The following is a 22,605-nucleotide window of genomic DNA, read 5'->3' on the forward strand; positions in this document are numbered from 1 at the left end:
CCGTGATAGGTCGCGGCCTCGGCCGAGGCAGGCCCCGGCGCGTCGAGCACCGCGCGGCATTCCTTGGGCAGGTTGGCCATCGTCATCAGGTCGCGAGCCTTGGGCGCATCCGGGTTCTTGTTGGGCCGCCACGGCTCCTGCGTGAACCACCAGGCCAGCGCCTTGCCGCAACCGTCATCATCCGGCGTCGCTTCCTGTGCCTTGCAGTCGGGCGAACCCGGCTGGCAGCCGATGCGCATGTGGAAATGATAGTCGTGGCCCCAGAACGGCCTGATCTTTCGCAGCCAGGAGCGGTCACCCTTGACCGTGTCGCAGAGCTTCTTCTTGATGCCCGGATTGACCAGGATGCGCTCGACCTGCGGATAGCTCGCGGCCCGCTTCAGCAACGCCGTATGCTGCGGCGTCCACAGCGCATCCCTCACCAGATGCGTCTTCTCGTCGACCATCAGCGTGGCGCTCATGGTCTCGCGCTGCGCCCTGCTCATCGTACGGTCGGGCATCGGCGTCAGCCAGATGTCGGCGTCGAGCCCGATCTGGTGCGAGGCATGGCCGGTCAGCATCGGGCCGCCTCGCGGCTGCGCGATGTCGCCGATCAGCAGGCCGGGCCAACCGTCGGCGACGGCATCGCGCGACAATCTCTCGATCAGCGCGATCAGCGCCGGATGGCCCCAGCGGCGGTTGCGCGATGGCCGCATTACCTGCCAGGTCGGACCATCCATAGGGATGGCGACGCCGCCGGAAAAGCAGCCCTTGGAATAGAAGCCGAAGGATTGCGCCGCGGTAGCCGTCGGCAGTTTCTCGGCGCCGAACAGGTCTTTTGCCCGTTCCTCGGCCGCTGCGGGCTGCGCGGCGAGACCTGCCAGGGCCAGCGCCGCCGCCAATACCGAATTTCTGGCGCCAGGCGATCGCGTCGATGATTTCATGAACCGCACCCCCCGTGCCTCCAACGCCGAATCATACCACGCCAAGCGCCGCGCTTCGATCATCCTAACCCCTTCGCGGCCTTCATCGGACTGCGCGGCGCGCCGTCGCGCCAGTCGCCGCTTGCCCACATATGGTCGAAGGCGGCGCGATAGTCGGGAAAGCGAAACCGATAGCCCGCCGCCTTGATCGCCGCATTGGCGACCCGCTTGTTCTCGCCATAGAAGGACCGCGCCATGGGCGAAAGTTGGGCGGTCTCGAAGGGAATTTCAGGCGGCGGCGCGACACCCATCAGCGAAGCGGCATAAGTGACTACATCCTGCGGCGGCGCCGGCTCATCGTCGGTGACGTTGAAGATGCCGCCCGTATTGCCGCCGATCAGATGCCAGAGCGCGCCCGATATGTCGTCGCAATGGATGCGGTTGAAGACCTGGTCCGGCTTGACCAGCCGCCTGGCCGTGCCGTTTTCCAGATTGACCAGCGCGTTGCGGCCCGGACCGTAAATGCCCGACAGCCGCAGGATCGCCACCGGCCGGTCGATGTCCTCGCCAAGCTTCAACCAGTTCTGCTCGGCCTCGACCCGCATCGTCGAGCGCTTCGAAACCGGCCGGCACGCGGCCGTTTCATCGACCCAGGCACCGCCATGATCGCCATAGACCCCGACGGTCGAGAGATAGCCGATCCATTTCAGGTCAGGCATCCCTGCGATCGCCTCGCGGGCGGCATTCAATACGGGATCGCCGGCTTCCTCCGGAGCGACGGAAATCACCAGATGGGTGGTTTTCTCGAGCGCTTCGCCGATTTCGCCGGTTAGCGCGCCATCGAACAGCAGCGGGGCGATGCCGGCTTGGCGCAGCGCTTCGAATTTTTCCTCGGAGCGTGTCGTGCCGAAGATCGGGGCGGCTCCCCTGTTGGCGCGGCCAAAGGCCTTGCCCGAATAGCCGGCACCGAAGATGAGGATCCGCTTTTCGTTCATGCATGCGTCCTGTTTGGCCGTGCCAGGCGCCATTCCTCGCGGACGGCGCCATCGCCCTCGCTCTTCAGGCCGTTCGCGGCCCGTTCGGCATATTCGGTTTCCGGCACCAGCCGCGCCAGCGCCCATATTGCCGCGCCCCGCACCAGCGGCGAGGCGTCGCCGAGCAGGTCCCGGACGCTATCGGCAAGCGCGGCCTCGCCGGAATTGCCGGCGGCGATCAGCACGTTGCGGACAAAGCGGTCGCGGCCGATGCGTTTGATCGGCGAGCCGGAAAAGAAGGCGCGGAAGGCAGCATCGTCGAGGGCCAAAAGGTCGGCGAGTTCAGGCTCGCGCAAATCGTCGCGCGCGGCGAGCTTGGCCTCCGAAGCCGCGCTTGCGAACTTGTTCCAGGGGCAAGCCGCGAGGCAGTCGTCGCAGCCATAGATGCGGTTGCCGATCGCCTCGCGGAATTCATGCGGGATCGGCCCCTTGTTCTCGATGGTGAGATAGGAGATGCAGCGCCGCGCATCGAGCCGATAAGGGGCGGGGAAGGCGTCGGTCGGGCAGGCATCGAGGCAGGCGCGGCAGGAGCCGCAATGATCGATCTCGGCCGCGTCGGGTGCGAGCTCGGCCGTGGTGAAGATGGTGCCGAGGAACAGCCAGGAGCCGTGCTCGCGGCTGACCAGATTGGTGTGCTTGCCTTGCCAGCCCAGCCCTGCTGCTTCCGCCAGCGGCTTTTCCATGACGGGCGCGGTGTCGACGAACACTTTGACGTCGCCGCCGGCGTGTGCGACGATCTTGCCGGCGATTTCCTTCAGCCGGCCTTTCATCACCTCGTGATAGTCGCGGTTTTTCGCGTAGACCGAGATCGCAGCCCGGTCGCGCCGGGCCAGCACGTCGCGCGGATCATGGTCAGGCCCATAATTCATCGCCAGCACGACGATCGAGCGCACGTCGGGCCACAGCGTGGAAGGCTCGCTACGGCGCGCAACCGTTTCGGCGATCCAGTCCATGGTGCCGTGAAAGCCGTCGGCGACGAATTCGGCCAGCCGGGCCGGCGCCAGCGGGATGGCATTTGGGGTGGTGACGGCAACGGCATCGAAGCCGGCGCGCCGCGCCTCCGCGTCGATCAGCGCACGCAGTTTTGACGCGTCAGAAGTCGAGATCCGCATAGTGCGATACCGGCGACAGGCCGCGCACGCGGTCGGTCAAAAGCGGCCGAAAGGAGGGCCGCGACTTCACCCGCGTGTACCATTCGCGCGCGGCGGGGTGTTCGCGCCAATCGATCTCGCCGAGATAGTCGAGCACCGACAGCGTCGCGGCGGCCGCCAGATCGGCATAGGTGACCCTGCCGCCGGCCAGCCAGTGACGGGTGCCGGCCAGCCAATTGGTGTATTTCATGTGCTGGCGGATGTTGGCACGCGCGGCGCGGATGGCGCCCGAATCGGGCGAGCCGCCGCCCGCCGTTTCCGGCATCACCGGCTTCAGCACGCGCTCGCGCACCAGATGGCGCGTCACTTCGCTTTCGGCCTTGTTGAGATACCATTCGATCAGCCTGCGGATTTCGGCGCGCTGCATCGGGTCCTCGGCGAACAGCCGCTTGTCGCGCTTGAGCACACCGCGCGTCTCGTCGAGATATTCCGAGATCACCGTCGCACCGATGATCGGCACGTCGCCCTCGGCCAGCAGGATCGGCAACGTGCCGGCCGGATTCAGCGCCAAGAATTCCTTGCGCCGCGTCCACGGCTTTTCCTCGATCAGCGCCAGCTCCTCGCCATACTCGCCAAAGGCGAGGCGGACGAAGCGGCAGGTGGCGAACATGGGATGGTGGAAAAGCGTCAGCATGGTTCCGCGATGATAAAGCGCACTAATGTGGTTTGGATTTGAAGTTCCTGCCCCTCAATGGCATCCGCGTTCAGGAACTTCAAATCCAAACCACATTAGAACTCAAAGTTGACAGTGTGGCTCAGAATCCGGAATTCGCGCATCGCGCTCGTCCCGGGTGTGGCGAATTCCGGATTGCCACACTGGCGAATCGCAGGGCGCACCGGTAAGTCTTGGCCGCCCGGTTAGCGGGCCGTCAGGGGTGTTGCGACCTATAGGGGGACTTCGGCGCCATGACAAGCAAGCCATTCTGTTAGCCGTCACGCCAACGCCGAGGTAGAAATGGAAAGCCAGACCATCGTCGAAGCCCTGCTGCTTGGCCTGCTGGAAGGCTTGACCGAATTCATCCCGGTGTCCTCGACCGGCCATATCCTGCTCGCCGGCCATTTTCTCGGCTTCCAGTCAACCGGCAAGGCCTTCGAGATCCTGATCCAGCTCGGCGCCATCCTGGCGATCCTCAGCGTCTATTTCCGGCGCCTGTGGCAGATGCTGCTCGACCTGCCGCATGACCGGCTGACGCGGCATTTCGTCATCGGGATCCTCATTGCCTTCCTGCCGGCCGCGGTCATCGGCGCGTTGGCGCACGACTTCATCAAGACGGTGCTGTTCGAATCGCCAAGACTGATCTGCATCATGCTGATCATCGGCGGCGTGGTGCTGCTGGTCGTCGACCGCATGAACCTCAAGCCGGTCTATCGCGACGTCGAGCGGTTTCCGACCAGGCTTTACCTGCAGATTGGGCTTTTCCAGTGCCTGTCGTTGATCCCCGGCACATCGCGCTCCGGCTCGACCATCGTCGGCGCGCTGCTCCTGGGTGTCGACAAGCGGGCGGCGGCGGAATTTTCCTTCTTCCTCGCCATCCCGACCATGGTCGGCGCCTTCGCCTTCGACCTGTTCAAGAACCGCAACGTGCTGACTTCTGCGGACCTGCCGATCATCGCCATCGGCTTCGTCGCCGCCTTCGTCACGGCGTTGTTCGTGGTGCGCTTCCTGCTCGATTACGTCTCGCGCAACGGCTACTCGCTGTTCGGCTGGTGGCGGCTGGTGGTGGGTGTTGTCGGGCTGGTGACGTTGATGATCTGGGGGTGAGGAGCGGTCCGCACCTCCGCGCCTTCGTCATCCACGGGCGGAGCAAGGAACGCCCCGCCTCAACTCCTCCCATAAAACGCATTCGGGACATGCACGGGCCAGCGCCAGGGCAGCACGGCGACCATGTCGAAGCGCATCGACAGCCTGCCATAGTCCGGCTGGCGCGACAGCCAGATGTCGGCCGCACCCTCGATGCGGCGCTCCGATTCGTGGCCGATCGCGTCCATGGCTTCGATCAGCGTGCGGCGCGCCTTGACCTCGACGAACAGCACCAGGTCGCCGCGCCGCGCGATCAGGTCGATCTCGCCAAAGCGCGTGCGGTGGCGGCGCGCCAGGATCCGGTAGCCTTTCAGCATCAGCGCGGCAGCCGCCAGCCATTCGCCGCGATGGCCGCGCCGGTAGGCCTTTTGGCGGCTGGCGCTCGGGCGTTCAGCCATCGCCGGCTCCGGAACTTTGCTCGACCATGATCTCTGGACAAACGAAACCGTTTGTCCGAGAAAACCGGCTTCCACTTTTTGCATTCGCTGACCCTCGGTTCGGGATCATGGTCTGTCCTTGAGCTCGAGCAGCCGCCGATAGAGCGCCTGCTTCTGGCCGCCGGTCATTTTAGCGGCTTCCGCCGCCGCCTTGGAGGCCGGCATTTCGGCGGCGAGCGACAAAAGCAGACGATCGATATCTTCGGGTTCGTCGGCCTTGGCCTCGGCGGGGCCGATGCAAACGACGATCTCGCCCTTCGGCGTATCGGCCGCCGCATAATGGTCGGCCAGCGCTTGCAGCGTGCCGGTGCGCATTTCCTCGAACGTCTTGGTCAATTCCCGGCCGATCGCGGCTTTGCGTTCGCCGCCCAGCGCCTCGACCATGGCGCCGAGCGACTCGGCCAGCCGGCGCGGTGACTCGAAGAAGATCAGCGTCGCCGGCACCGCCTTCAGTGCCTCCAGCCGCGACAGCCGCTGGCCAACCTTGACCGGCAAAAAGCCGGCGAACAGGAAGGCGTCGGACGGCAGGCCCGACGCCGTCAGCGCGGCAAGCGGCGCCGACGGGCCGGGGATCGGCACCACGCGAATGCCCTGGTCGAGCGCTTCGCCGACCAGCCTATAGCCGGGATCGGAGACCAGCGGCGTGCCGGCATCCGAAATCAGCGCCACGCTCTGGCCGGCTTCGAGTGCCGCGATCAGCTTCGGCCCGGCCTCGTCGGCATTGTGTTCGTGATAGGCGGTGGTGCGGCGGCGAATGCCGTAGCGGTCGAGCAGCACGCGCGACACACGCGTGTCCTCGCAGGCGACGATGTCGGCGGCGGCCAGCGTCTCCAGCGCGCGCAGCGTGATGTCGGCGAGGTTGCCGATCGGCGTCGCCACCAGATAGAGCGCCGGATCGAGCGGACGAGCCGCGATCTCGGCCTGCCCGACCACATAGCTACGCTTGCCCGTCTCGCCAGTCACCAATGCCGTCTCCGTTCAGGCCTGTCTGGCCTGCCACATCCTGTTTGGCCTGCCAAATCTTGTTTGGCATGGCTGGCGCCGGCTTGCAAAACTCATACCGATGTAAGGCAATCGCCATTCCTTCGCCACAGTAGGGAACGAAACCGGGTTTGGCAGATTTAGCCCCTGATTCCCAAGGGAGGACAGGATGGACAGCCTGACGATACAGGACGCTTTCGAGCCTTACTATGCCGGCCGCAGCCGGAGTGCCGCACGCCAGGACAAACGGCTGCCAGCCCGGAACGACACCAGCCTGACCAAGCAGGCCGCGAGTGCCTTGCCAACAGACGTCAGGCTTTCCGACAACAAACCCGACAGCACGACGGAGCACTGACCGGACGATGCCCAATCGCTTCGATATCTTCATCACCCGTCTTGAAACGAAAACCGCCCGCAACGGCGTACCGCAATCTCCGATAGGCGACCAGCACCGTGGCCGCCGCGACAAAGACGGCGCCAAGCCGGTCCGGAGCGGCGAGACGCATGCAGAGAAGGAGCGCGGAAAACACCGCCACAAACACGACGCCTGATCTGGCTCAGATCGGCAAGGCGGCCGCCGAAGGCGGAGGGGCGAACGCCGGCCAGGCGCTCAGTCCAGATATCGTGAAACGGGCGCCTTCAGAAGCGCTATCAGCTCCGGGTCCATGAATTCGTAGTCGTCCGGGATGTCGAGGCAGATCACTTTGGCCGCCTTCATGCTGGCCTTGAATTTCTTCTGCAGTTTCGTCCGGTGGATTTTCTCCATGACAAAGATGATGTCGGCCCAGGCGACAAGTTCGTGCGTCAGCGGAGTGTCGGCATCAGGATTGGTGCCGGCCGAGGCGACTGCGATGTCGCGCCGCGTGGAAAACACCTGCTCGGCGGTAGGGCTGCGCAAGCGGTTTTGGCCGCAGACGAAGAGGACGTTTTTCAAGGGTTAGCGCGCCAGGTCCGCCACCACGGCGTCGAGCACGATCATGCCGGCCGGCGTGGCGCGCAGCCGCGCATTGCCGATCGGCGCCACCAGCCCCTCACCCTGCAGCACCGACAGCCGCGCGCTCGATAGGCCGCGTCCGGAAAACGCCTCGTAGCGGGAGAGGTCAATGCCTTCGGCGAGCCTGAGCCCCATCAAAAGAAACTCGTCGGCCTCCTCGGAGCGCGTCAGGAGTTCGCCGCCGGTGATGCCATGGCCCTTGGCCTCGACCAGATTGGCCCAGGTCTCCGGCATTCTCTCGGCAATCGTCACCACGCGATGGCCGTTCTCGATGAAGCGGCCATGCGCGCCTGGACCGACGCCGACATATTCGCCGTAGCGCCAGTAGGTCAGATTGTGCCGGCTCTCGGCGCCCGGCCTGGCGTGGTTGGAAATCTCGTAGGCCGGCAGGCCGTGCGCCGATGTGATTTCCTGCGTCAACGCGTAGAGATCGGCGGCGTGGTCATTGTCGGGAGTGACGAATTTCTTCGCCGCGTGCAGCGCATGGAAGGGCGTGCCTTCCTCGATGGTCAGCTGGTAAAGCGACAGATGGTCGGCGGCATGGCCGATCGCCTGTTCGAGTTCCGCCTGCCAATCCTGCGGCGTCTGCCCGGGGCGCGCATAGATCAGGTCGAAGGACAGGCGCGGAAAGATTTCGCGCGCGAGCCCGATGGCGTGCAAGGCTTCCTCGACATTGTGCAGCCTGCCGAGAAAGCGCAGATCCTTGTCGTTCAGCGCCTGCACGCCGAGCGAGACGCGGTTGACCCCCGCCGCCCGGTAGCCACGGAAACGCTCCGCCTCGACCGAGGACGGGTTGGCCTCGAGCGTCACCTCGATGCCATCGGGCACCGTCCAGTTCCTGGCCACCGCATCCAGAACCCTGGCCACCGTTTCCGGCTTCATCAGCGACGGCGTGCCGCCTCCGAGAAAAATGCTGGTCACGTCGCGCGGCCCGGTGCGCTGGCGCATCGTCGCCAACTCGGCCTCGAAGGCGGCGGCAAAGCGCTCCTGGTCGACCGGCTGGTGGCGGACATGGCTGTTGAAGTCGCAATAGGGGCACTTGGCCGCGCAGAATGGCCAATGCACGTAGACGCCGAAGCCGGGACCGCGGTCGAGCGCCATGGTGGTTGCGGGTCCGATCATGCGGAGCCAAGCCTGACCGAATCAAGCCGAGCTTGGGCGAATTTCTGGAAGGCGCGGGCGCGGTGCGACAGCGCCGTCGCCTGGCCTGGCTTCCAGCCGTGCTTTTCCTCGGCACTCATCTCGCCGAAGGTTTTGTCGAAGCCATTGGGCAAGAACACCGGATCGTAGCCGAAGCCGAGCTCGCCGCGCGGCGGCCAGACCAGCGTGCCCTCGGCCTCGCCGCGATAGTATTCGGCTTCGCCGTCGGGAAAGGCGAGGCAGATGACGGCGACGAAGCGGCCCGTGCGCCGTTCGGGCGTGGCGGCGCCGACTTCCTGCAACGCGACTTCGGTGCGCTGCATGGCCATGGCGAAATCGCGCGATCCCTCCGGCGTCTCGGCCCAGTTGGCGGTATAGACGCCGGGCGCGCCGTCGAGCGCGTCGACGCAGAGGCCGGAATCGTCCGACAGCGCCGGCAGGCCGGTCGCCTTTGCGGCGGCGAAGGCCTTGATGTAGGCGTTCTCCTCGAAGGTGGTGCCGGTTTCGTCCGGTTCGGGCAGGCCATACTCCTTGGCCGACTTCGCCTCGAAGCCGAATGGACCCATCAGGTCGGCGAATTCGCGCAGCTTACCGGCGTTGTGGCTGGCAACGACGATCTTCTTGCCATCTAGCGTATGGAGGTTTGGTGAATGCATCAAAGGCCCCAGATTCTTGGCTCGGCGAACTCGATCGAATTGCCCGAGGGGTCGCGTATATAGATCGAACGGCCACCTTGCGGCCATTCGAATTCGCTTTCGATGGCGATTTTCTTCGCCTGAAGATGTGTTCTCCAGCCGTCGATTTCAGCGGCGCTGGCGGCAAAGCACAGATGACCCTCGCCGACCGCGCCATGCGGCGGCACTTTCAGCTTCGCGTCTGGTGCGGGCGGAATTTTGGTCGCCTCGGCGTTGAAGACGAGCAGGACGCCAGGGCCGCTGCGGAAGAAAAGGGGGCGGCCGTCGACCTTGCCGAGCTGGGTGAGGCCGAGGACGTCGGTGTAGAAGTGCTCAGCGGCATTGAGATCGGTGACGTAGAGGGCGGATTCCAGGATGGCGGAGGGAGTCACGAGGCGCCCCCCTCTGCCCTGCTGGGCATCTCCCCCTCAACGGGGGAGATTGGCAATTTCGATGTTGTCGCACACCCAGCAACGCTGAAAACCAGCGAAGGCCGAAACCGTATCCGATCTCCCCCCTTGAGGGGGAGATGGCCGGCAGGCCAGAGGGAGGCGTTCAAGCTCGGCATTAAACCCTACGCCACCGCCATCTGCTGCAGGCTGACCAGCCGGGAAATGCCCTTCTTGGCCAGGCCCATAAGCGTCCCGAACTGGTCCTCGGAGAAAGGTTCGCCCTCGGCGGTGCCTTGGATCTCGACGATGCCGCCCTTGCCGGTCATGACGAAATTGGCGTCGGTGCCGGCCGAGGAATCCTCGACATAATCGAGGTCGATGACCGGCTGGCCGTCATGGATGCCGCAGGAAATCGCCGCGACATGGTCTTTCAGCACTTTCGAAACGCTGGCCATCTGCCGGGCTTCCATCCAGCGCAGGCAATCATAGAGCGCCACCCAGCCGCCGGTGATCGAAGCGGTGCGGGTGCCGCCGTCGGCCTGGATGACATCGCAGTCGACGGTGATCTGCTGTTCACCCAGCGCCTGCAGGTCGACCACGGCGCGCAAGGAGCGGCCGATCAGGCGCTGGATCTCCAGCGTGCGGCCGCCCTGCTTGCCGGCGGAGGCCTCGCGGCGCATGCGCTCGCCGGTCGAGCGCGGCAGCATGCCGTATTCCGCCGTGACCCAGCCCTTGCCGGAATTGCGCATCCAGCCCGGCACCTTTTCCTCGAGGCTCGCGGTGCACAGGACATGCGTGTCGCCGAACTTCACCAGGCAGGAGCCTTCGGCGTGTTTGGAGACGCCGCGCTCGAAGGAGATGGCGCGCATTTCGTCGAATTGGCGTTTGGAGGGGCGCATTCGGCCTGCTTTCTTGTCAGTTTCTTGAAATCGTGGCCGGCTTTTAGACGCAAGGGGGGCAGCGCGCAAAGAAAAACGGACCGGCGATCTGACACAGACACCGAGGTGATCTGGCACAGACCCCGAGGTGATCCGACACAGACAGCCCGGGGTGATCCGGCACAGACACCGGTTGCGCGCGGCCTAACGAAGTCTATATCCTTGAACCGGAGGTTTTTGGCCAAATGACCAAGCCAGTCGATCCCGCGTCGCAGTCGCCCGCGCTTCAATCGCTCGACATGCGCTCGCGCGACATCTTCCGGCGCATCGTCGATTCCTATCTGAGGGACGGCGAGCCCGTGGGCTCGCGCAGCCTGTCGCGCATCCTGCCGTCCTCGCTGTCGCCGGCTACCATCCGCAACGTGATGAGCGACCTCGAGCATCTCGGGCTGATCTACGCGCCGCACATTTCGGCCGGGCGTCTGCCGACGCAGGCTGGCCTGCGCTTCTTCGTCGATGCCTTCATGGAGCTTGGCGACCTCTCCGACGAGGAGCGCCGCGCCATCGAGGCGCAGGTGCGGGCCTCCGGCTCGGGCGCGACGCTGGAGCACATGCTGACCGAGGCCAGCCAGATGCTGTCGGGCATGTCGCGCGGCGCCGGCCTGGTGCTGGCCGCCAAGAACGAGGTGGCGCTGAAGCACATCGAGTTCATCCAGCTCGAGCCGACCAAGGCGCTTGCTGTGCTGGTGTCGCAGAATGGCGATGTCGAGAACCGCGTCGTCGAGCTGCCCGCCGGCATCACCGTCTCGCAGCTGCACGAGGCCTCGAATTTCCTCAACGCACATATCCGCGGCCGCACGCTGGCCGAGGCGCGCACCGAGATCGCCCGCATCAAGGAAGAGACGAGGGCGGCGCTCGACACGCTGTCGCAGGACCTCGTCGAGAAGGGACTGGCGGTGTGGGCGGGCGCCGAAAGCGGCCTGCCGGCCCGGCTTATCGTGCGCGGCCGCGCCAATCTGCTCGAAAACGTCACCGCCCAGGCCGACATCGAATTGCTGCGCCACCTGTTCGAGGACATGGAGACGCAGGATGGATTGATCCAGCTGCTCGACCTAGCCGAGGAGGGATCGGGCGTGCGCATCTTCATCGGTTCGGAAAACAAGCTGTTCTCGCTGTCGGGCTCGTCGCTGGTGGTGGCGCCCTATCGCGACAAGGACGCCCGCGTCGTCGGCGCGCTCGGCGTCATCGGCCCGACCCGGCTCAACTATGCCCGCATCGTACCGATGGTTGATTATACGGCGCAGCTGATTTCCCGTATGCTGCGCTAAGGCATTGATATTCAGGTGATGCCGGCCTGCAAACGGCTGATACCTGCGCTTCCGGTGCCACCGTTTTCGACTCGGCCTGACCCGAATCTCGACATACCTTTGGTGCGACACCGAAAGACCGGCTGCAAAGGAGAAAAAGAATGGCGCTGGAATCATTCAAGGCCCAGATCAGCCTGCTGCTCGAAGAAATGGTCAACCAGCCGGAGGACCAGCACGAAATTCAGGAACAGCTGCGCGAAAAACTGCGGGAAATGCGCGCCATGGGCCTGCCGTTGCCGGCCGATCTCGTGGAACTGGAAAAGCGCCTGGACGACGATTTCTACGCTGCCGGGACCTGATCCCGGAAGTTTGCTCACCGTGCGTGACGGAACCCACGGACAAGCCGATCGTTAATTTCCTTCACGACCGGGTGGAGGAAGTGATGCGATTGGCCGGACTGGCGATGTCGGCACTGTTTCTCACGACCGCAGCTCTCGCCCAGCAGGCCGACCGGCCCGTGCTCAAAGGCCCGGCGGCCTTCGGCGACTGGCGCGCGGATAAGCCCGGCGTGCGCCGGTTGATCAAGCCGGAAGACCTGCCGAGACCCTATGTCACCAAATCCGCCTCGAACGGCGCCGGCCTCACGGAGAGGCCGCAAGGCGCCAAGCCACAATTGCCGCCCGGCTTTTCGGCGGAACTCGTTGCGTCCGGCATCGACAATCCGCGTGTCGTGCGTGTCGCGCCGAACGGCGACCTGTTCGTCGCCGACAGCGAAGCCAACCAGGTCCGTGTCTATCGGCTGACGAACGGAAGCGCGAAAGCCGCGGAGAAAAGCATCTTCGCCGGCGGCCTCAACCAGCCCTATGGCATCGCCTTCCATCCACCCGGCAATGACCCGCAATGGGTCTATGTCGCCAACAGCGACAGCATCGTGCGCTTTGCCTACCGCAATGGAGATCTGAAGGCCTCGGGCGAACCGCAAACTATTGTCGACGACATCCCCTCGAGCCACCACTGGACCCGCGACATCGCCTTTTCCCCCGACGGCAAGACACTTTACCTCTCCGTCGGCTCCGGCTCGAATATCGCGGAGGACATGGGCAAAAGACCCAGAGGCGGGCTCGACGCCTGGGTCAAGTCGAAGCCGCTCGGCGCCAGTTGGGGTTCCGAGGCGGGCCGGGCCGAGGTGCGGGCTTTCGACCCCGACGGCAGGAATGGACGCATCGTCGCCACCGGGCTGCGCAATTGTTCGGGCATGACCGTGCAGCCGGCGACCGGCGTGCTGTGGTGCGTCGTCAACGAGCGCGATGCGCTGGGCGACAATACGCCGGCCGAATACGCGACGACGGTCAGGGAAGGTGCCTTCTATGGCTGGCCGTGGTATTACATCGGCAACAATGAGGACCCGCGCCACAAGGGCGAACGTCCCGACCTCGCCGGCAAGGCTGATATTCCCGACGTGCTGATGCAGGCGCATTCGGCGCCGCTCAACATCGCTTTCTACGATCGCAAAAGCTTTCCGGCCGAGTATCAAGGCGACGCCTTCGTGGCCCTGCATGGCTCGTGGAACCGCGGCAACAGGACCGGCTACAAGGTGGTGCGGCTCAAGTTAAAGGACGGCAAGCCGACCGGTGAATATGAGGACTTCATGACCGGCTTTGTCGTCTCCAACGGCGAGGTCTGGGGCCGGCCGGTTGGCGTCGCGGTGGCCAAGGACGGGGCGCTGATCGTCACCGAAGACGGCAACGGCACAATCTGGCGCGTGACCTATAGTGACGGCCGGTCCTGATCCGTCTATTGGCAGCGCCGGCCCCCTCACCAGGTCTCACAGGGAGCTGGTGCAATCGAATCCAGTCCTCAGTAAATTCAATTCCATTCAGATATATGCGATGAAGCGCCCTCATCCGAGACCGAATCCATGACCCTCACCGGATTTCTTGCCTACAGCGCCGCGCTTGGCGTCGCCGCCGCCATCCCGGGCCCCGGCGTCACGGCGCTCGTCGCACGTGCGCTCGGCTCCGGCTTTCGCTCTTCGCTCGCCATGTCCTTCGGCCTGATGCTTGGCGATCTCACTTATCTGACCGCCGTAGTGCTGGGCCTGGCCTTCGTCGCGCAGGAGTTCGGCATGGTTTTCCTGGCGATCAAATGGGCCGGCGTGGCCTATCTCGCTTTCCTCGGCTGGCGCTTCTGGACCGCCGGCATCACGCCCGAAACCATCGAAGCCAGGAAGGGCAAGGGCGGCTTGCTGTCGAGCTTCATCGCCGGCCTCACCGTGACGCTCGGCAATCCCAAGACGATGATCTTCTACCTCGCCATCACGCCGACCATCGTCGACCTGAAGACCATCACGCTTGCCAGCTACGGCATTCTCGTCGCGCTGACGCTCGTCGTCCTGTTCGTCGTGCTGGTGCCTTACCTGGCGCTGGCGGCCAAGGCGCGCTGGTTCCTGAAGTCGCCGCGCGCGCTCAAGGTGCTGAACCGCACCGCCGGCGCCTTCATGGTCGGCGCGGCGGCGGCGATCGCTGCTCGCCAGTAGGGCGTTTCTGCCAAACCATTCCCTGGCCCGGCTGTTTCGAGAAATGCTTTTCCGGGGGCCAGGCGTTTTCAGCACAGGCCCCACTCGGATATTTTCCAGCCGCAGCCTATCTTGCGCGGCTGAAAGCCCTATTCTGTCGGCTACTGCCAATTGCCTGAAATCCAGGGAGCGAAACCAATGAACAAGCCCGTCACTTCAGCCCGCGTGCCCGGCCGTGGCCGTATCTACGATTCCATCACCGACACGATCGGCGATACGCCCCTGGTACGGCTCGACAAGTTCGCCAAGGAGAAGGGCATCGTCGCCAATCTGGTCGCCAAGCTCGAATTCTTCAATCCGATCGCCTCGGTCAAGGACCGTATCGGCGTGTCGATGATCGAGGCGCTGGAGGCCGCCGGCAAGATTACGCCCGGCAAGACCACGCTGATCGAACCGACATCCGGCAATACCGGCATCGCGCTTGCCTTCGCCGCCGCCGCCAAGGGCTACAAGCTGATCCTGACCATGCCGGAGACGATGTCGGTCGAGCGCCGCAAGATGCTGGCGCTGCTCGGCGCCGAGCTGGTGCTGACCGAAGGCCCGAAAGGCATGAAGGGTGCCATCGCCAAGGCCGACGAACTGGCCGCGACGATCCCCAACGCCATCATTCCGCAGCAGTTCGAAAACCCGGCCAATCCGGAAATCCACCGCAAGACGACAGCGGAGGAAATCTGGAACGACACTCAGGGCGAGATCGACATCTTCGTCGCCGGCATCGGCACTGGCGGCACGATCACCGGCGTCGGCCAGGTCTTGAAGAAGCGCAAGCCCGCGCTGCATGTCGTCGCCGTCGAGCCGGATGCCTCACCGGTGCTGTCGGGCGGCCAGCCCGGCCCGCACAAGATCCAGGGCATCGGCGCCGGCTTCGCGCCCAAGATCCTCGACACCACGGTCTATGACGAGATCGTCAAGGTCTCCAACGAGGATTCCGTCGCCAATGCGCGCCTGATTGCCCGCCTCGAGGGCGTGCCGGTCGGCATCTCGTCGGGCGCGGCCCTGCAGGCGGCAATCGTCGTCGGCTCGCGGCCCGAAAACAAGGGCAAGACGCTGGTGGTGGTCATCCCCGACTTCGCCGAGCGGTATTTGTCGACGATCCTGTTCGAGGGGCTGGGGGCTTAACCCTCGCATTCTTCCCTTCTCCCCTTGTGGGAGAAGGTGGATCGGCGCGTAGCGCCGAGACGGTTGAGGGGTGTTCCAGCGAAGTGAGGCGTTGGTGTTCCCTGGAGTACCCCTCATCCGACCTCGCTTCGCGAGGCCACCTTCTCCCACAAGGGGAGAAGGAAAGGTCCCGCGAGCGCCTGGCCCGCTGAAAAACTCCTCGTGGCCGCCGGCGCGCAGCTTGAGCAGACCCTGCTTCCGGGTCATATCACCCCCCGGCCCGTGCAAGACGGCCCGAGGGGAGAATTCCATGTATAAGCTTTACACACGTCCCGGCAGCGGCGGCTTCGTCGTCGAGGCGGCGCTGGCGCTGATCGATGTGCATTTCGAACAGATCGACGTGCCGAAGACCGAGGCGCCCGATCCGGCCTTCCTCGCCATCAGCCCGTTGAACCAGGTGCCGGTGCTGATCTTGCCGGACGGACGCTCGATCACCGAATCGGCGGCGATCTGCATCCTGCTCGCCGAGCGCCACCCGCGGGCCGGTCTGGCGCCGGCGGCCGATGAACCGGCGCGCGCCGAGTTCCTGCGCTGGAGGGCGTTCATGTCGTCGGCCCTCTATCCGGCGATCCTGCGGTTCTACTATGCCCATCGCTACACGGCGGATGCCGAAGGTACGAAGGCGGTGAAACAGGCGGCGGTCGCCGAGATGGACCGCGGTTTTGCCGTCGTCGATGCCGCCTTGCGCGGCCGTGACTGGCTCGCCGGCGACAAGATGTCGGTGGCCGACATCTATCTCGTCATGCTGGTGGCCTGGCATCCCGACATCGACAGAGCGCGGGCCGCCTGGCCTGATATCGAGCGCCTCTGGGCACGATTGCGGGAGCATCCGCTTATGAAGACGCTCAACACATCGCACGAGATGTGGCCGGCCTGAACGGACGGACCGAAAGGCCCCGCGCTCCAGGATATCACTGTGTTAGCGCGGTGCGTTTTTCCTGCAGGAAGCGGCGCACCGCCGGATCGCGCTCGAGGCCGATCGCGCGATCATAGGCTTCGACCGCCTGCGGTCCCTGGCCGAGCCTGGCCAGCAGGCCGGCACGCGCGGCCCAGTAGGGCTGGTAGTCATTGAGCCGCTTGTCGTCACCCAGCACGTAAAGGGTCGCCAATCCCGCCACCGCGCCCTCCGTCTCGGCGATCGCCACCGCGCGGTTGATTGCCACCACCGGCGACCCCGCGATCGAAAACAGCGCGTCGTAGAGCTCGCGGATCGCGATCCAGTCGGTGCGGCCGGTCAGCCGCCGCGCCGCATGGACGGACTGTACCGCCGCCTCCAGCTGGTAGCGGCCGATGACGCCCTTGGTCGCGGCGCCGCGAAGACATGCTTCGGCCTCGTCGACCAGGGCATGGTCCCAGAGTGCATGATCCTGCTCGGCAAGCGGCACATAATCTCCGGCCGGGTCTCGCCGCGCCGCACGGCGCGCCTCAGCGAACAGCATCAGCGACAGCAGGCCCAGCGCCTCCGGTTCGTCCGGCAGCAGCGAGGCCACCAGCCGGCCGAGCCAGATCCCTTCGGTGGCGAGGTTGCGGCGCCGCGTCTCGGTACCGGCCGGATCGGACCAGCCCTCCGTGAAAGCGGCGTAGATCGCCTCCAGCACCGCGTCCAGCCTTTCACCGAGTTCGGTCCGCTCCGGCACGCGGAACGGAATGCCGGTCTCGCGGATGCGGCTCTTGGCGCGCACCAGGCGCTGGCCCATCGTGGCCGGCGAGAGCAGGAAGGCGGAAGCGATCGTCGCGGCATCGAAACCGAGGATGGTCTGCAGGATCAGCGGTGCCCGCACGCCGGATTCGATCGCCGGATGGGCGCAGGCGAACATCAGCCGCAATCGTTCGTCCGGCAGGTCCTCGTCGGTCATGCGTGCCTCCGCTTCCTCGGCAATCAGCTTGAGATGGTCACGGCCGGCTTCGCTGGTCAGCCGCCGCCGCACCGCATCGACACGCCGCCGCCTGGCTACGGCGAGCAACCAGGCTTCCGGCTTTTCCGGCACGCCGGTGCGCGGCCAGCGTTCAAGTGCCGCCGCAAAGGCGTCGGCCAGCGCATCCTCCGCGGCGGCCACGTCGCGCGTGCGCGCGGCGAGCCAGGCAACCAGCTTGCCATAGCTTTCCCGGGCGGCGGCCTCGGCGGCCGCCCGGGCGATATCCGGGCGACTGTCCATCACGCCGTCATTTCTTGGGCATATAGTCGGCCATTTCCCAGATCGGCCGCAACTCGACCGTGCCGGTGCTGGCCGCCGGGCAGCGCGCCGCCCAGTCGATGGCGGTATCGATATCGGCCGCCTCGATCATGTAGAAGCCGGCAAGCTGCTCCTTGGTGTCGGCATAGGGACCATCGATCACGTTGGTTTTGCCGTCGGCGATCCGCACCGAGGTCGTCGCCTGGGTCGGGCGCAGCCTTTCGCCGGCCAGCCACGCGCCGGACTTCTTCAACGCTTCGGTATAGGCGGCATAGGCCGCGCTCATCTGCTGGGCTTTCTCGACCGGCGTGTTCGCCAGCGCGGCTTCATCGTTGTTGATCAAAAGCATGTATCGCATGGGTCTTCTCCCGTGGTTTGGAAGGCCGCTTCGTTGCGGGCCGAACGTATGTCGCGCGTCGGCGACCGATTTCGACAGGTTGCGGAAAAAACTTTCGGCTCCGGCCGCGCCTTGCGCAAGCGGGTATGTGTTTGGCGACCTCTCAACCATTCGTCTAACGCGTGGAATTGCGGGTTGGCATTTCCCTTTCGCTGTCTAAACTCGCCTCTGTCCGCATCAGGGAGGTGATGCGGCCACTATTTCAGGGAGGAAACCAGATGTTGAATTTCAGAACGAAATTCGTTGCTGCCGGCGCGATGGCGCTCTCACTTGGCCTTGGTGCGGTGTCGGCCAGGGCGCAGGAATTCATCAATGTGCTGACCGGCGGCACTTCGGGCGTCTACTATCCGCTCGGCGTGGCGCTGTCGGAAATCTACGGCAAGGGCATCGAGGGTGCCCGCACGCAGGTGCAGGCGACCAAGGCCTCGGTCGAGAACCTCAACCTCCTGCAGCAGGGCAAGGGCGAGGTCGCGTTCGCGCTCGGCGATTCCGTCAAGATGGCCGCCGAAGGCAACGCCGAGGCCGGCTTCCCCGGCAAGCTCGACAAGCTGCGCGGCATCGCTGCCATCTATCCCAACTATATCCAGATCGTCGCCAGCCAGGAGTCCGGCATCAAGACGCTCGCCGACCTCAAGGGCAAGAGCCTGTCGGTCGGCGCGCCGGCCTCCGGCACCGAGCTCAACGCGCGCGCCATCTTCGCCGCCGCGGGGCTGAAATATGAGGACCTCGGCCGCGTCGAATACCTGCCCTTCGCCGAATCGGTGGAGCTGATCAAGAACCGCCAGCTCGATGCCACGCTGCAATCGGCCGGGCTGGGCGTCGCCTCGATCCGCGACCTCGCCACCTCTGTGCCGATCAATGTCGTTGCCGTGCCGCCCGAAGACGTCGCCAAGATCGGCTCGCCCTATCTGTCGGTGGTCATCCCCAAGGGCACCTATGACGGCCAAGGCGAGGATGTCGCCACGGCCGCCGTCGGCAATTTCCTCATCACCCGTGCCGATGTCTCGGATGAGACCGCCTACCAGATGACCAAGCAGCTGTTCGAGCATCTCGACCAGCTCGCCGCCGCGCACGCCGCCGCCAAGGCGATCGATCCGGCCAAGGCGCTCGACGGCATGCCGGTGCCGCTGCATCCGGGAGCCGAGCGCTATTACAAGGAAAAGGGGTTGTTGAAGTAAGGTATCGCGGCAATCCGACATGTCTTCGCGAGGCATTGCAATTCGCCTGCTTGGGAGCGCATCCAATGAGCGAAACACCGTCTGGAGCGATAGCCGACGGCAAATCGTCCCTCTCCCATCTCCCCCCGGGCGAAGAGCAGGTCGAAGGGTTGCCGCCGGGCTTCGGCGACGGCATCGCCGGGAAGGCGGCCTTCGCCATCGCGGTCGCCTTTTCCGCCTTCCAGATCTACATCGCCGCCTATGGCAGCCTTCCGAGCCAGGTGGTGCGGGCCATGCATGTCGGCTTCCTGCTGCTGCTCGGCTTCGTCCTGATCGCCAATCTGCGCACCACCAGCCTGCCGGCAAAAGCCTTCTTCTGGGCACTCGGCCTGCTCGGCTTCGGCACCGGCCTCTATAACTGGGTGTTTTATACCGACCTCATCCGGCGCTCCGGCTTTCTGACCACGCCGGACCTGATCGTCGGCGCGGGGCTGGTGGTGCTGGTGTTCGAGGCGGCCAGGCGGCTGATGGGGCTGCCGCTGGCGGTCATCGCCTTCATCTTTCTCGCCTATTGTTTCGTCGGCAATCATCTGCCGCCGCCCTTCATCCATCGCGGCTATGATTTCGCCCAGCTCGTCGACACCTTCGCCTACGGCACCGAAGGCATTTACGGCACGCCGATCTACGTTTCGGCCGCCTATATCTTCATCTTCGTGGTCTTCGCCGCCTTCCTCGAACGCGCCGGCATGATCGCGCTGTTCAACGATTTCGCTCTCGGGCTGGTCGGCACCTGGCGCGGCGGCCCGGCGCAGGTCTGCGTGCTGTCTTCGGCGCTGATGGGCACCATCTCCGGCTCCGGCGTCGCCAATGTGGTGGCGAGCGGCCAGTTCACCATCCCGCTGATGAAGCGCTTCGGCTTCCGCTCGGCCTTCGCCGGCGCCGTCGAGGCGACGTCCTCGATGGGTGGCCAGATCATGCCGCCGGTGATGGGCGCGGTCGCCTTCATCATGGCCGAGACGCTGAACATCCCCTATGCCGACGTGGTCAAGGCGGCGATCATCCCGGCGCTGCTCTATTTCGGCGCCTGCTTCTGGCAGGTGCATCTGGAGGCCGGCAAGGCAGGCCTGCGCGGCATGGCCAAGGCGGACCTGCCAAACCCGTGGGACGCGGTGCGACAACACTGGCCGCTGGTGCTGCCGCTCGCGGCACTGATCTACCTGCTGTTCGCCGGCTACACGCCGGTCTTCGCCGGCACGATGGGCCTCGCACTGACCATCGTGCTGATCCTCGGTACGCCGCTGGCGGCGCTGATCGGGCCGCTCGCCTTCCGCGTCGTCTTCTGGCTGGCGCTCGGGCTTGCCGCCGCCTCCTTCATGAAATTCGGCGTCAACATCCTTAGCCTTGTCATCGCGGCACTCGTCATTGCCTGCCTTGCCTTCAAGGGCGGCCGCGAGACGCTGCAAATCTGCATCAACTCTCTTGCTGAAGGCGCAAAGAACGCGCTGCCGGTGGGCATCGCCTGCGCCATCGTCGGCATTGTCATCGGTACGCTGACGCTGACCGGCGTGGCCTCCACCTTCATCGGCTGGATCATCTCGATCGGCGAGAATAATCTGTTTCTGTCCCTGGTGTTGACCATGTTGACCTGCCTGGTGCTGGGCATGGGCATCCCGACCATCCCCAACTACATCATCACCTCGTCGCTGGCCGGGCCGGCGCTGCTGTCGCTCGGCGTGCCGCTGGTCGTCAGCCACATGTTCGTCTTCTATTTCGGCATCATGGCCGACCTGACGCCGCCGGTGGCGTTGGCCGCCTTCGCCGCAGCGCCGATGGCCAGGGAGAGCGGCCTCAAGATCGGCATCCAGGCGACCAAGCTTGCCATTGCCGGCTTCGTCGTGCCGTTCATGGCGGTCTATACGCCGGCTTTGATGCTGCAGGACGCCGGGCCGATCGCCGCGCAGTTCGGCTATCCCGTCGAGGTCGCCTACATCGTTCTCAAGGCGTGCATGGGCATCGTGCTGTGGGGCGCCGCCGCCGTCGGCTTCCTTGCCACGCGCATGGCCTGGTGGGAGCGGCTCGTCGCCTTCGCCGCCGGCGTGCTGCTGGTGGCGGCGGTGCCGTTGACCGACGAGACCGGCTGGGCGCTGTCGCTGGCCTGGATCGGCTGGCATGTCTGGCGAGCGCGGCAGGCGCCGGCCAAGGCATGATCCCGAACCAAAGGTCAGCGAACGCAAAAAACGGGACCTGGTTTTCGCAGGAGATCCTGCTCAAACGAGGAACCGCATGAGCCTGTGCATCCTCGCCGCCGGCAAGACGGTGACGCTTGGCGTAGCCGCCTTCACGCTGGCCTGGACCCATTCGGTGGAACGGACGCGCTGGGAGGAGGACTGGAAGGTGACGCCGTCCGGCCTGCAGGTGATAGAAGCCCGCATCAAGGGCTCGGGGGCCGGCATGGAGCCGCCTGAAGGTGCGATATTGAAAAACGGCTGGTGGCTCTATGCGCCCAAGATGGGCGCGCAGCGTCGCATCCTGCTCGCCGCCTCCGGCGCGACTGGCGATGGCTGGACGCTGTGCACGGTTCAGGGCTGCCTGGTACTCGGCAAGACGGCGGGTGACACGATCTCGCTCCAGCCGTGCGAACCCACCGGCTTCAGCCAGCCGCGATAGCGCACGATCAGGCCGGTGAGCGGATGCGATATCTCGACATGAAAGCGGAACTTTCCGTCCTCGACGGTCTCGAAGGAGGTCGAGCGCGGGCAGAGCCACATCGGCAATGGCAGGCCGAGAATGCTCCAGCGCCGCAGGATCAGCTTCAGCTGGCAGCCTTCGGACACCAGCGCCATGGCGAAGGTCAGCGGGCCGAAGCGCTCGCATAACAGGCGCTCAGCAAGCCCACGTCCCGCGAACTGGCGGCTGGAGAAGCTGCGCGCGCCGAATGTCCGCGTCCAGGTTTCTCCATCCGGGTCGACGTCGAAACGGACACGAACCCGGATGTCGGCGGCCGGCCCGGGGAACCCGACCAGCCATGCCGTTAGCCGGCCAAGAATGTTGCGTCCGCGCTCGACGCGGGCATGGCCTTCGGCCATTCCGGGCCGATCATGCATGGCGTGGATTTCGCCGGGCAAACCTTGCCAGGCGTCGCCGAGCAGATCGGCGTAGAGCGGCCTGTCGGTATCGCCGCTGTCATCGCGAAAGCCGGAATAGATCGTCCTGGAGGAGAACAGGGCCTCGTAATCGGCAAGCTCGAGGTCGTTGACGGCGGCCCTTGCTCCGGGCGCCGGCGCATGACCGTCGAGCGCCTTGCGGACCAGCGCCTCGACAGCCATTGACGGGATCAGCGGCCCGTCATCGCCTTCCGCCAGCAGATGCCAGGAGCGGTTGACCAACGCGCCGGTCGGGTCGGCACCCTGCACGGACACGAACATGCCGCCGCGATGCTCGCCCCAGCGCAGG

General features: G+C 65.2%; 26 protein-coding genes. 12 read left to right on the forward strand and 14 right to left on the reverse strand.

Annotation, left to right across the window (positions count from 1 at the left end):
• The 4 genes from mepA to O7A61_RS21105 all read right to left on the reverse strand — a co-directional run.
• Positions 1-923: penicillin-insensitive murein endopeptidase (gene mepA / locus O7A61_RS21090; RefSeq protein WP_337131444.1), on the reverse strand; the 923-nt coding region annotated here is incomplete at its 3' end.
• Positions 924-982: 59 nt separating this feature from the next.
• Positions 983-1,897 carry an SDR family oxidoreductase gene (locus O7A61_RS21095; protein WP_337131445.1) on the reverse strand — a complete coding sequence of 305 codons (915 nt, stop codon included), beginning with the start codon at positions 1,895-1,897 and terminating at the stop codon, positions 983-985.
• Entirely contained in the window at positions 1,894-3,048 is a 1,155-nt protein-coding gene (gene queG / locus O7A61_RS21100) for a tRNA epoxyqueuosine(34) reductase QueG (RefSeq protein WP_337131446.1), read from the reverse strand. The genes O7A61_RS21095 and queG overlap by 4 nt, the downstream gene beginning before the upstream one ends.
• Entirely contained in the window at positions 3,029-3,721 is a 693-nt protein-coding gene (locus O7A61_RS21105; RefSeq protein WP_337131447.1) for a glutathione S-transferase family protein, read from the reverse strand. Before O7A61_RS21105 ends, queG begins: the two co-directional genes overlap by 20 nt.
• 321 nt (positions 3,722-4,042) lie before the next feature.
• Here O7A61_RS21105 and O7A61_RS21110 point away from each other — a divergent pair, with 321 nt between their 5' ends.
• Positions 4,043-4,849, forward strand: a complete 807-nt coding sequence (locus O7A61_RS21110) for an undecaprenyl-diphosphate phosphatase (RefSeq protein WP_027142549.1) — start codon at positions 4,043-4,045, stop codon at positions 4,847-4,849.
• 59 nt (positions 4,850-4,908) lie between these two features.
• On the opposite strand, the gene O7A61_RS21115 is transcribed toward O7A61_RS21110, so the two are convergent.
• Together O7A61_RS21115 and rsmI are read right to left on the reverse strand one after the other, a co-directional pair.
• Positions 4,909-5,286 carry a YraN family protein gene (locus O7A61_RS21115; RefSeq protein ID WP_027142550.1) on the reverse strand — a complete coding sequence of 126 codons (378 nt, stop codon included), beginning with the start codon at positions 5,284-5,286 and terminating at the stop codon, positions 4,909-4,911.
• 105 nt (positions 5,287-5,391) lie between these two features.
• Entirely contained in the window at positions 5,392-6,288 is an 897-nt protein-coding gene (rsmI, locus tag O7A61_RS21120; RefSeq protein WP_337131448.1) for a 16S rRNA (cytidine(1402)-2'-O)-methyltransferase, read from the reverse strand.
• 187 nt (positions 6,289-6,475) lie between these two features.
• Between rsmI and O7A61_RS21125 the strand changes: the two genes are divergently transcribed.
• The gene (locus O7A61_RS21125; protein ID WP_027142552.1) at positions 6,476-6,661 is read left to right on the forward strand and encodes a hypothetical protein; all 186 of its coding nucleotides are present in this window, start codon (positions 6,476-6,478) and stop codon (positions 6,659-6,661) included.
• 7 nt (positions 6,662-6,668) lie between these two features.
• Positions 6,669-6,857 carry a hypothetical protein gene (locus O7A61_RS21130; RefSeq protein WP_027142553.1) on the forward strand — a complete coding sequence of 63 codons (189 nt, stop codon included), beginning with the start codon at positions 6,669-6,671 and terminating at the stop codon, positions 6,855-6,857.
• Between the two features lie 59 nt (positions 6,858-6,916).
• Here O7A61_RS21130 and O7A61_RS21135 read toward each other — a convergent pair whose 3' ends face one another.
• The 5 genes from O7A61_RS21135 to rph form a co-directional block, all read right to left on the reverse strand.
• Positions 6,917-7,240, reverse strand: coding sequence for a low molecular weight protein tyrosine phosphatase family protein (locus O7A61_RS21135; RefSeq protein WP_337131449.1), 324 nt, complete (start codon positions 7,238-7,240; stop codon positions 6,917-6,919).
• Between the two features lie 3 nt (positions 7,241-7,243).
• The gene (gene hemW, locus O7A61_RS21140; protein WP_337131450.1) at positions 7,244-8,422 is read right to left on the reverse strand and encodes a radical SAM family heme chaperone HemW; all 1,179 of its coding nucleotides are present in this window, start codon (positions 8,420-8,422) and stop codon (positions 7,244-7,246) included.
• Positions 8,419-9,096 carry an RdgB/HAM1 family non-canonical purine NTP pyrophosphatase gene (gene rdgB / locus O7A61_RS21145; RefSeq protein ID WP_027142556.1) on the reverse strand — a complete coding sequence of 226 codons (678 nt, stop codon included), beginning with the start codon at positions 9,094-9,096 and terminating at the stop codon, positions 8,419-8,421. The genes hemW and rdgB overlap by 4 nt, the downstream gene beginning before the upstream one ends.
• Positions 9,096-9,506, reverse strand: a complete 411-nt coding sequence (locus tag O7A61_RS21150) for a VOC family protein (protein WP_337131451.1) — start codon at positions 9,504-9,506, stop codon at positions 9,096-9,098. Before O7A61_RS21150 ends, rdgB begins: the two co-directional genes overlap by 1 nt.
• A 182-nt stretch (positions 9,507-9,688) precedes the next feature.
• Positions 9,689-10,405, reverse strand: coding sequence for a ribonuclease PH (rph, locus tag O7A61_RS21155; RefSeq protein ID WP_337131452.1), 717 nt, complete (start codon positions 10,403-10,405; stop codon positions 9,689-9,691).
• A 224-nt stretch (positions 10,406-10,629) separates the two neighbouring features.
• Between rph and hrcA the strand changes: the two genes are divergently transcribed.
• The 6 genes from hrcA (at position 10,630) to O7A61_RS21185 (ending at position 16,301) form a co-directional block, all read left to right on the forward strand.
• Entirely contained in the window at positions 10,630-11,712 is a 1,083-nt protein-coding gene (gene hrcA / locus O7A61_RS21160; RefSeq protein ID WP_027142559.1) for a heat-inducible transcriptional repressor HrcA, read from the forward strand.
• Positions 11,713-11,852: 140 nt separating this feature from the next.
• The gene (locus O7A61_RS21165) at positions 11,853-12,050 is read left to right on the forward strand and encodes a hypothetical protein (protein WP_015314792.1); all 198 of its coding nucleotides are present in this window, start codon (positions 11,853-11,855) and stop codon (positions 12,048-12,050) included.
• An 83-nt stretch (positions 12,051-12,133) separates the two neighbouring features.
• Positions 12,134-13,480 (forward strand): PQQ-dependent sugar dehydrogenase, encoded by a 1,347-nt coding sequence (locus O7A61_RS21170; RefSeq protein WP_337131462.1) that lies wholly within the window; start codon positions 12,134-12,136, stop codon positions 13,478-13,480.
• Between the two features lie 129 nt (positions 13,481-13,609).
• The gene (locus O7A61_RS21175; protein WP_337131453.1) at positions 13,610-14,227 is read left to right on the forward strand and encodes a LysE family translocator; all 618 of its coding nucleotides are present in this window, start codon (positions 13,610-13,612) and stop codon (positions 14,225-14,227) included.
• 177 nt (positions 14,228-14,404) lie between these two features.
• Entirely contained in the window at positions 14,405-15,385 is a 981-nt protein-coding gene (gene cysK / locus O7A61_RS21180; RefSeq protein WP_027142562.1) for a cysteine synthase A, read from the forward strand.
• 289 nt (positions 15,386-15,674) lie between these two features.
• The gene (locus O7A61_RS21185; RefSeq protein ID WP_337131454.1) at positions 15,675-16,301 is read left to right on the forward strand and encodes a glutathione S-transferase family protein; all 627 of its coding nucleotides are present in this window, start codon (positions 15,675-15,677) and stop codon (positions 16,299-16,301) included.
• A gap of 34 nt (positions 16,302-16,335) precedes the next feature.
• On the opposite strand, the gene O7A61_RS21190 is transcribed toward O7A61_RS21185, so the two are convergent.
• Complete coding sequence (locus tag O7A61_RS21190) at positions 16,336-17,580, reverse strand: RNA polymerase sigma factor (RefSeq protein ID WP_337131455.1); 1,245 nt, start codon at positions 17,578-17,580, stop codon at positions 16,336-16,338.
• Between the two features lie 7 nt (positions 17,581-17,587).
• Positions 17,588-17,956, reverse strand: a complete 369-nt coding sequence (locus O7A61_RS21195; protein ID WP_027142565.1) for a YciI family protein — start codon at positions 17,954-17,956, stop codon at positions 17,588-17,590.
• Between the two features lie 257 nt (positions 17,957-18,213).
• Between O7A61_RS21195 and O7A61_RS21200 the strand changes: the two genes are divergently transcribed.
• From O7A61_RS21200 to O7A61_RS21210, 3 genes are all read left to right on the forward strand, one after another.
• Positions 18,214-19,173, forward strand: coding sequence for a TAXI family TRAP transporter solute-binding subunit (locus tag O7A61_RS21200; protein ID WP_337131456.1), 960 nt, complete (start codon positions 18,214-18,216; stop codon positions 19,171-19,173).
• A 65-nt stretch (positions 19,174-19,238) separates the two neighbouring features.
• Positions 19,239-21,359: a TRAP transporter permease gene (locus O7A61_RS21205; RefSeq protein WP_337131457.1), complete on the forward strand. Its 2,121-nt coding sequence runs from the start codon at positions 19,239-19,241 to the stop codon at positions 21,357-21,359.
• A 76-nt stretch (positions 21,360-21,435) separates the two neighbouring features.
• A complete protein-coding gene (locus tag O7A61_RS21210) occupies positions 21,436-21,819 on the forward strand; it encodes a DUF1850 domain-containing protein (RefSeq protein ID WP_337131459.1) in 384 nt (127 codons plus the stop codon).
• Here the strand turns inward: O7A61_RS21210 and O7A61_RS21215 are convergent.
• The coding region (locus tag O7A61_RS21215; RefSeq protein WP_337131461.1) for a DUF4166 domain-containing protein at positions 21,732-22,605 on the reverse strand (874 nt) is incomplete at its 5' end. The two genes, O7A61_RS21210 and O7A61_RS21215, sit on opposite strands and share 88 nt — an antisense overlap.

The sequence above is a fragment of the Mesorhizobium sp. Cs1321R2N1 genome (assembly GCF_037179725.1).
Lineage (GTDB): Bacteria > Pseudomonadota > Alphaproteobacteria > Rhizobiales > Rhizobiaceae > Mesorhizobium > Mesorhizobium salmacidum.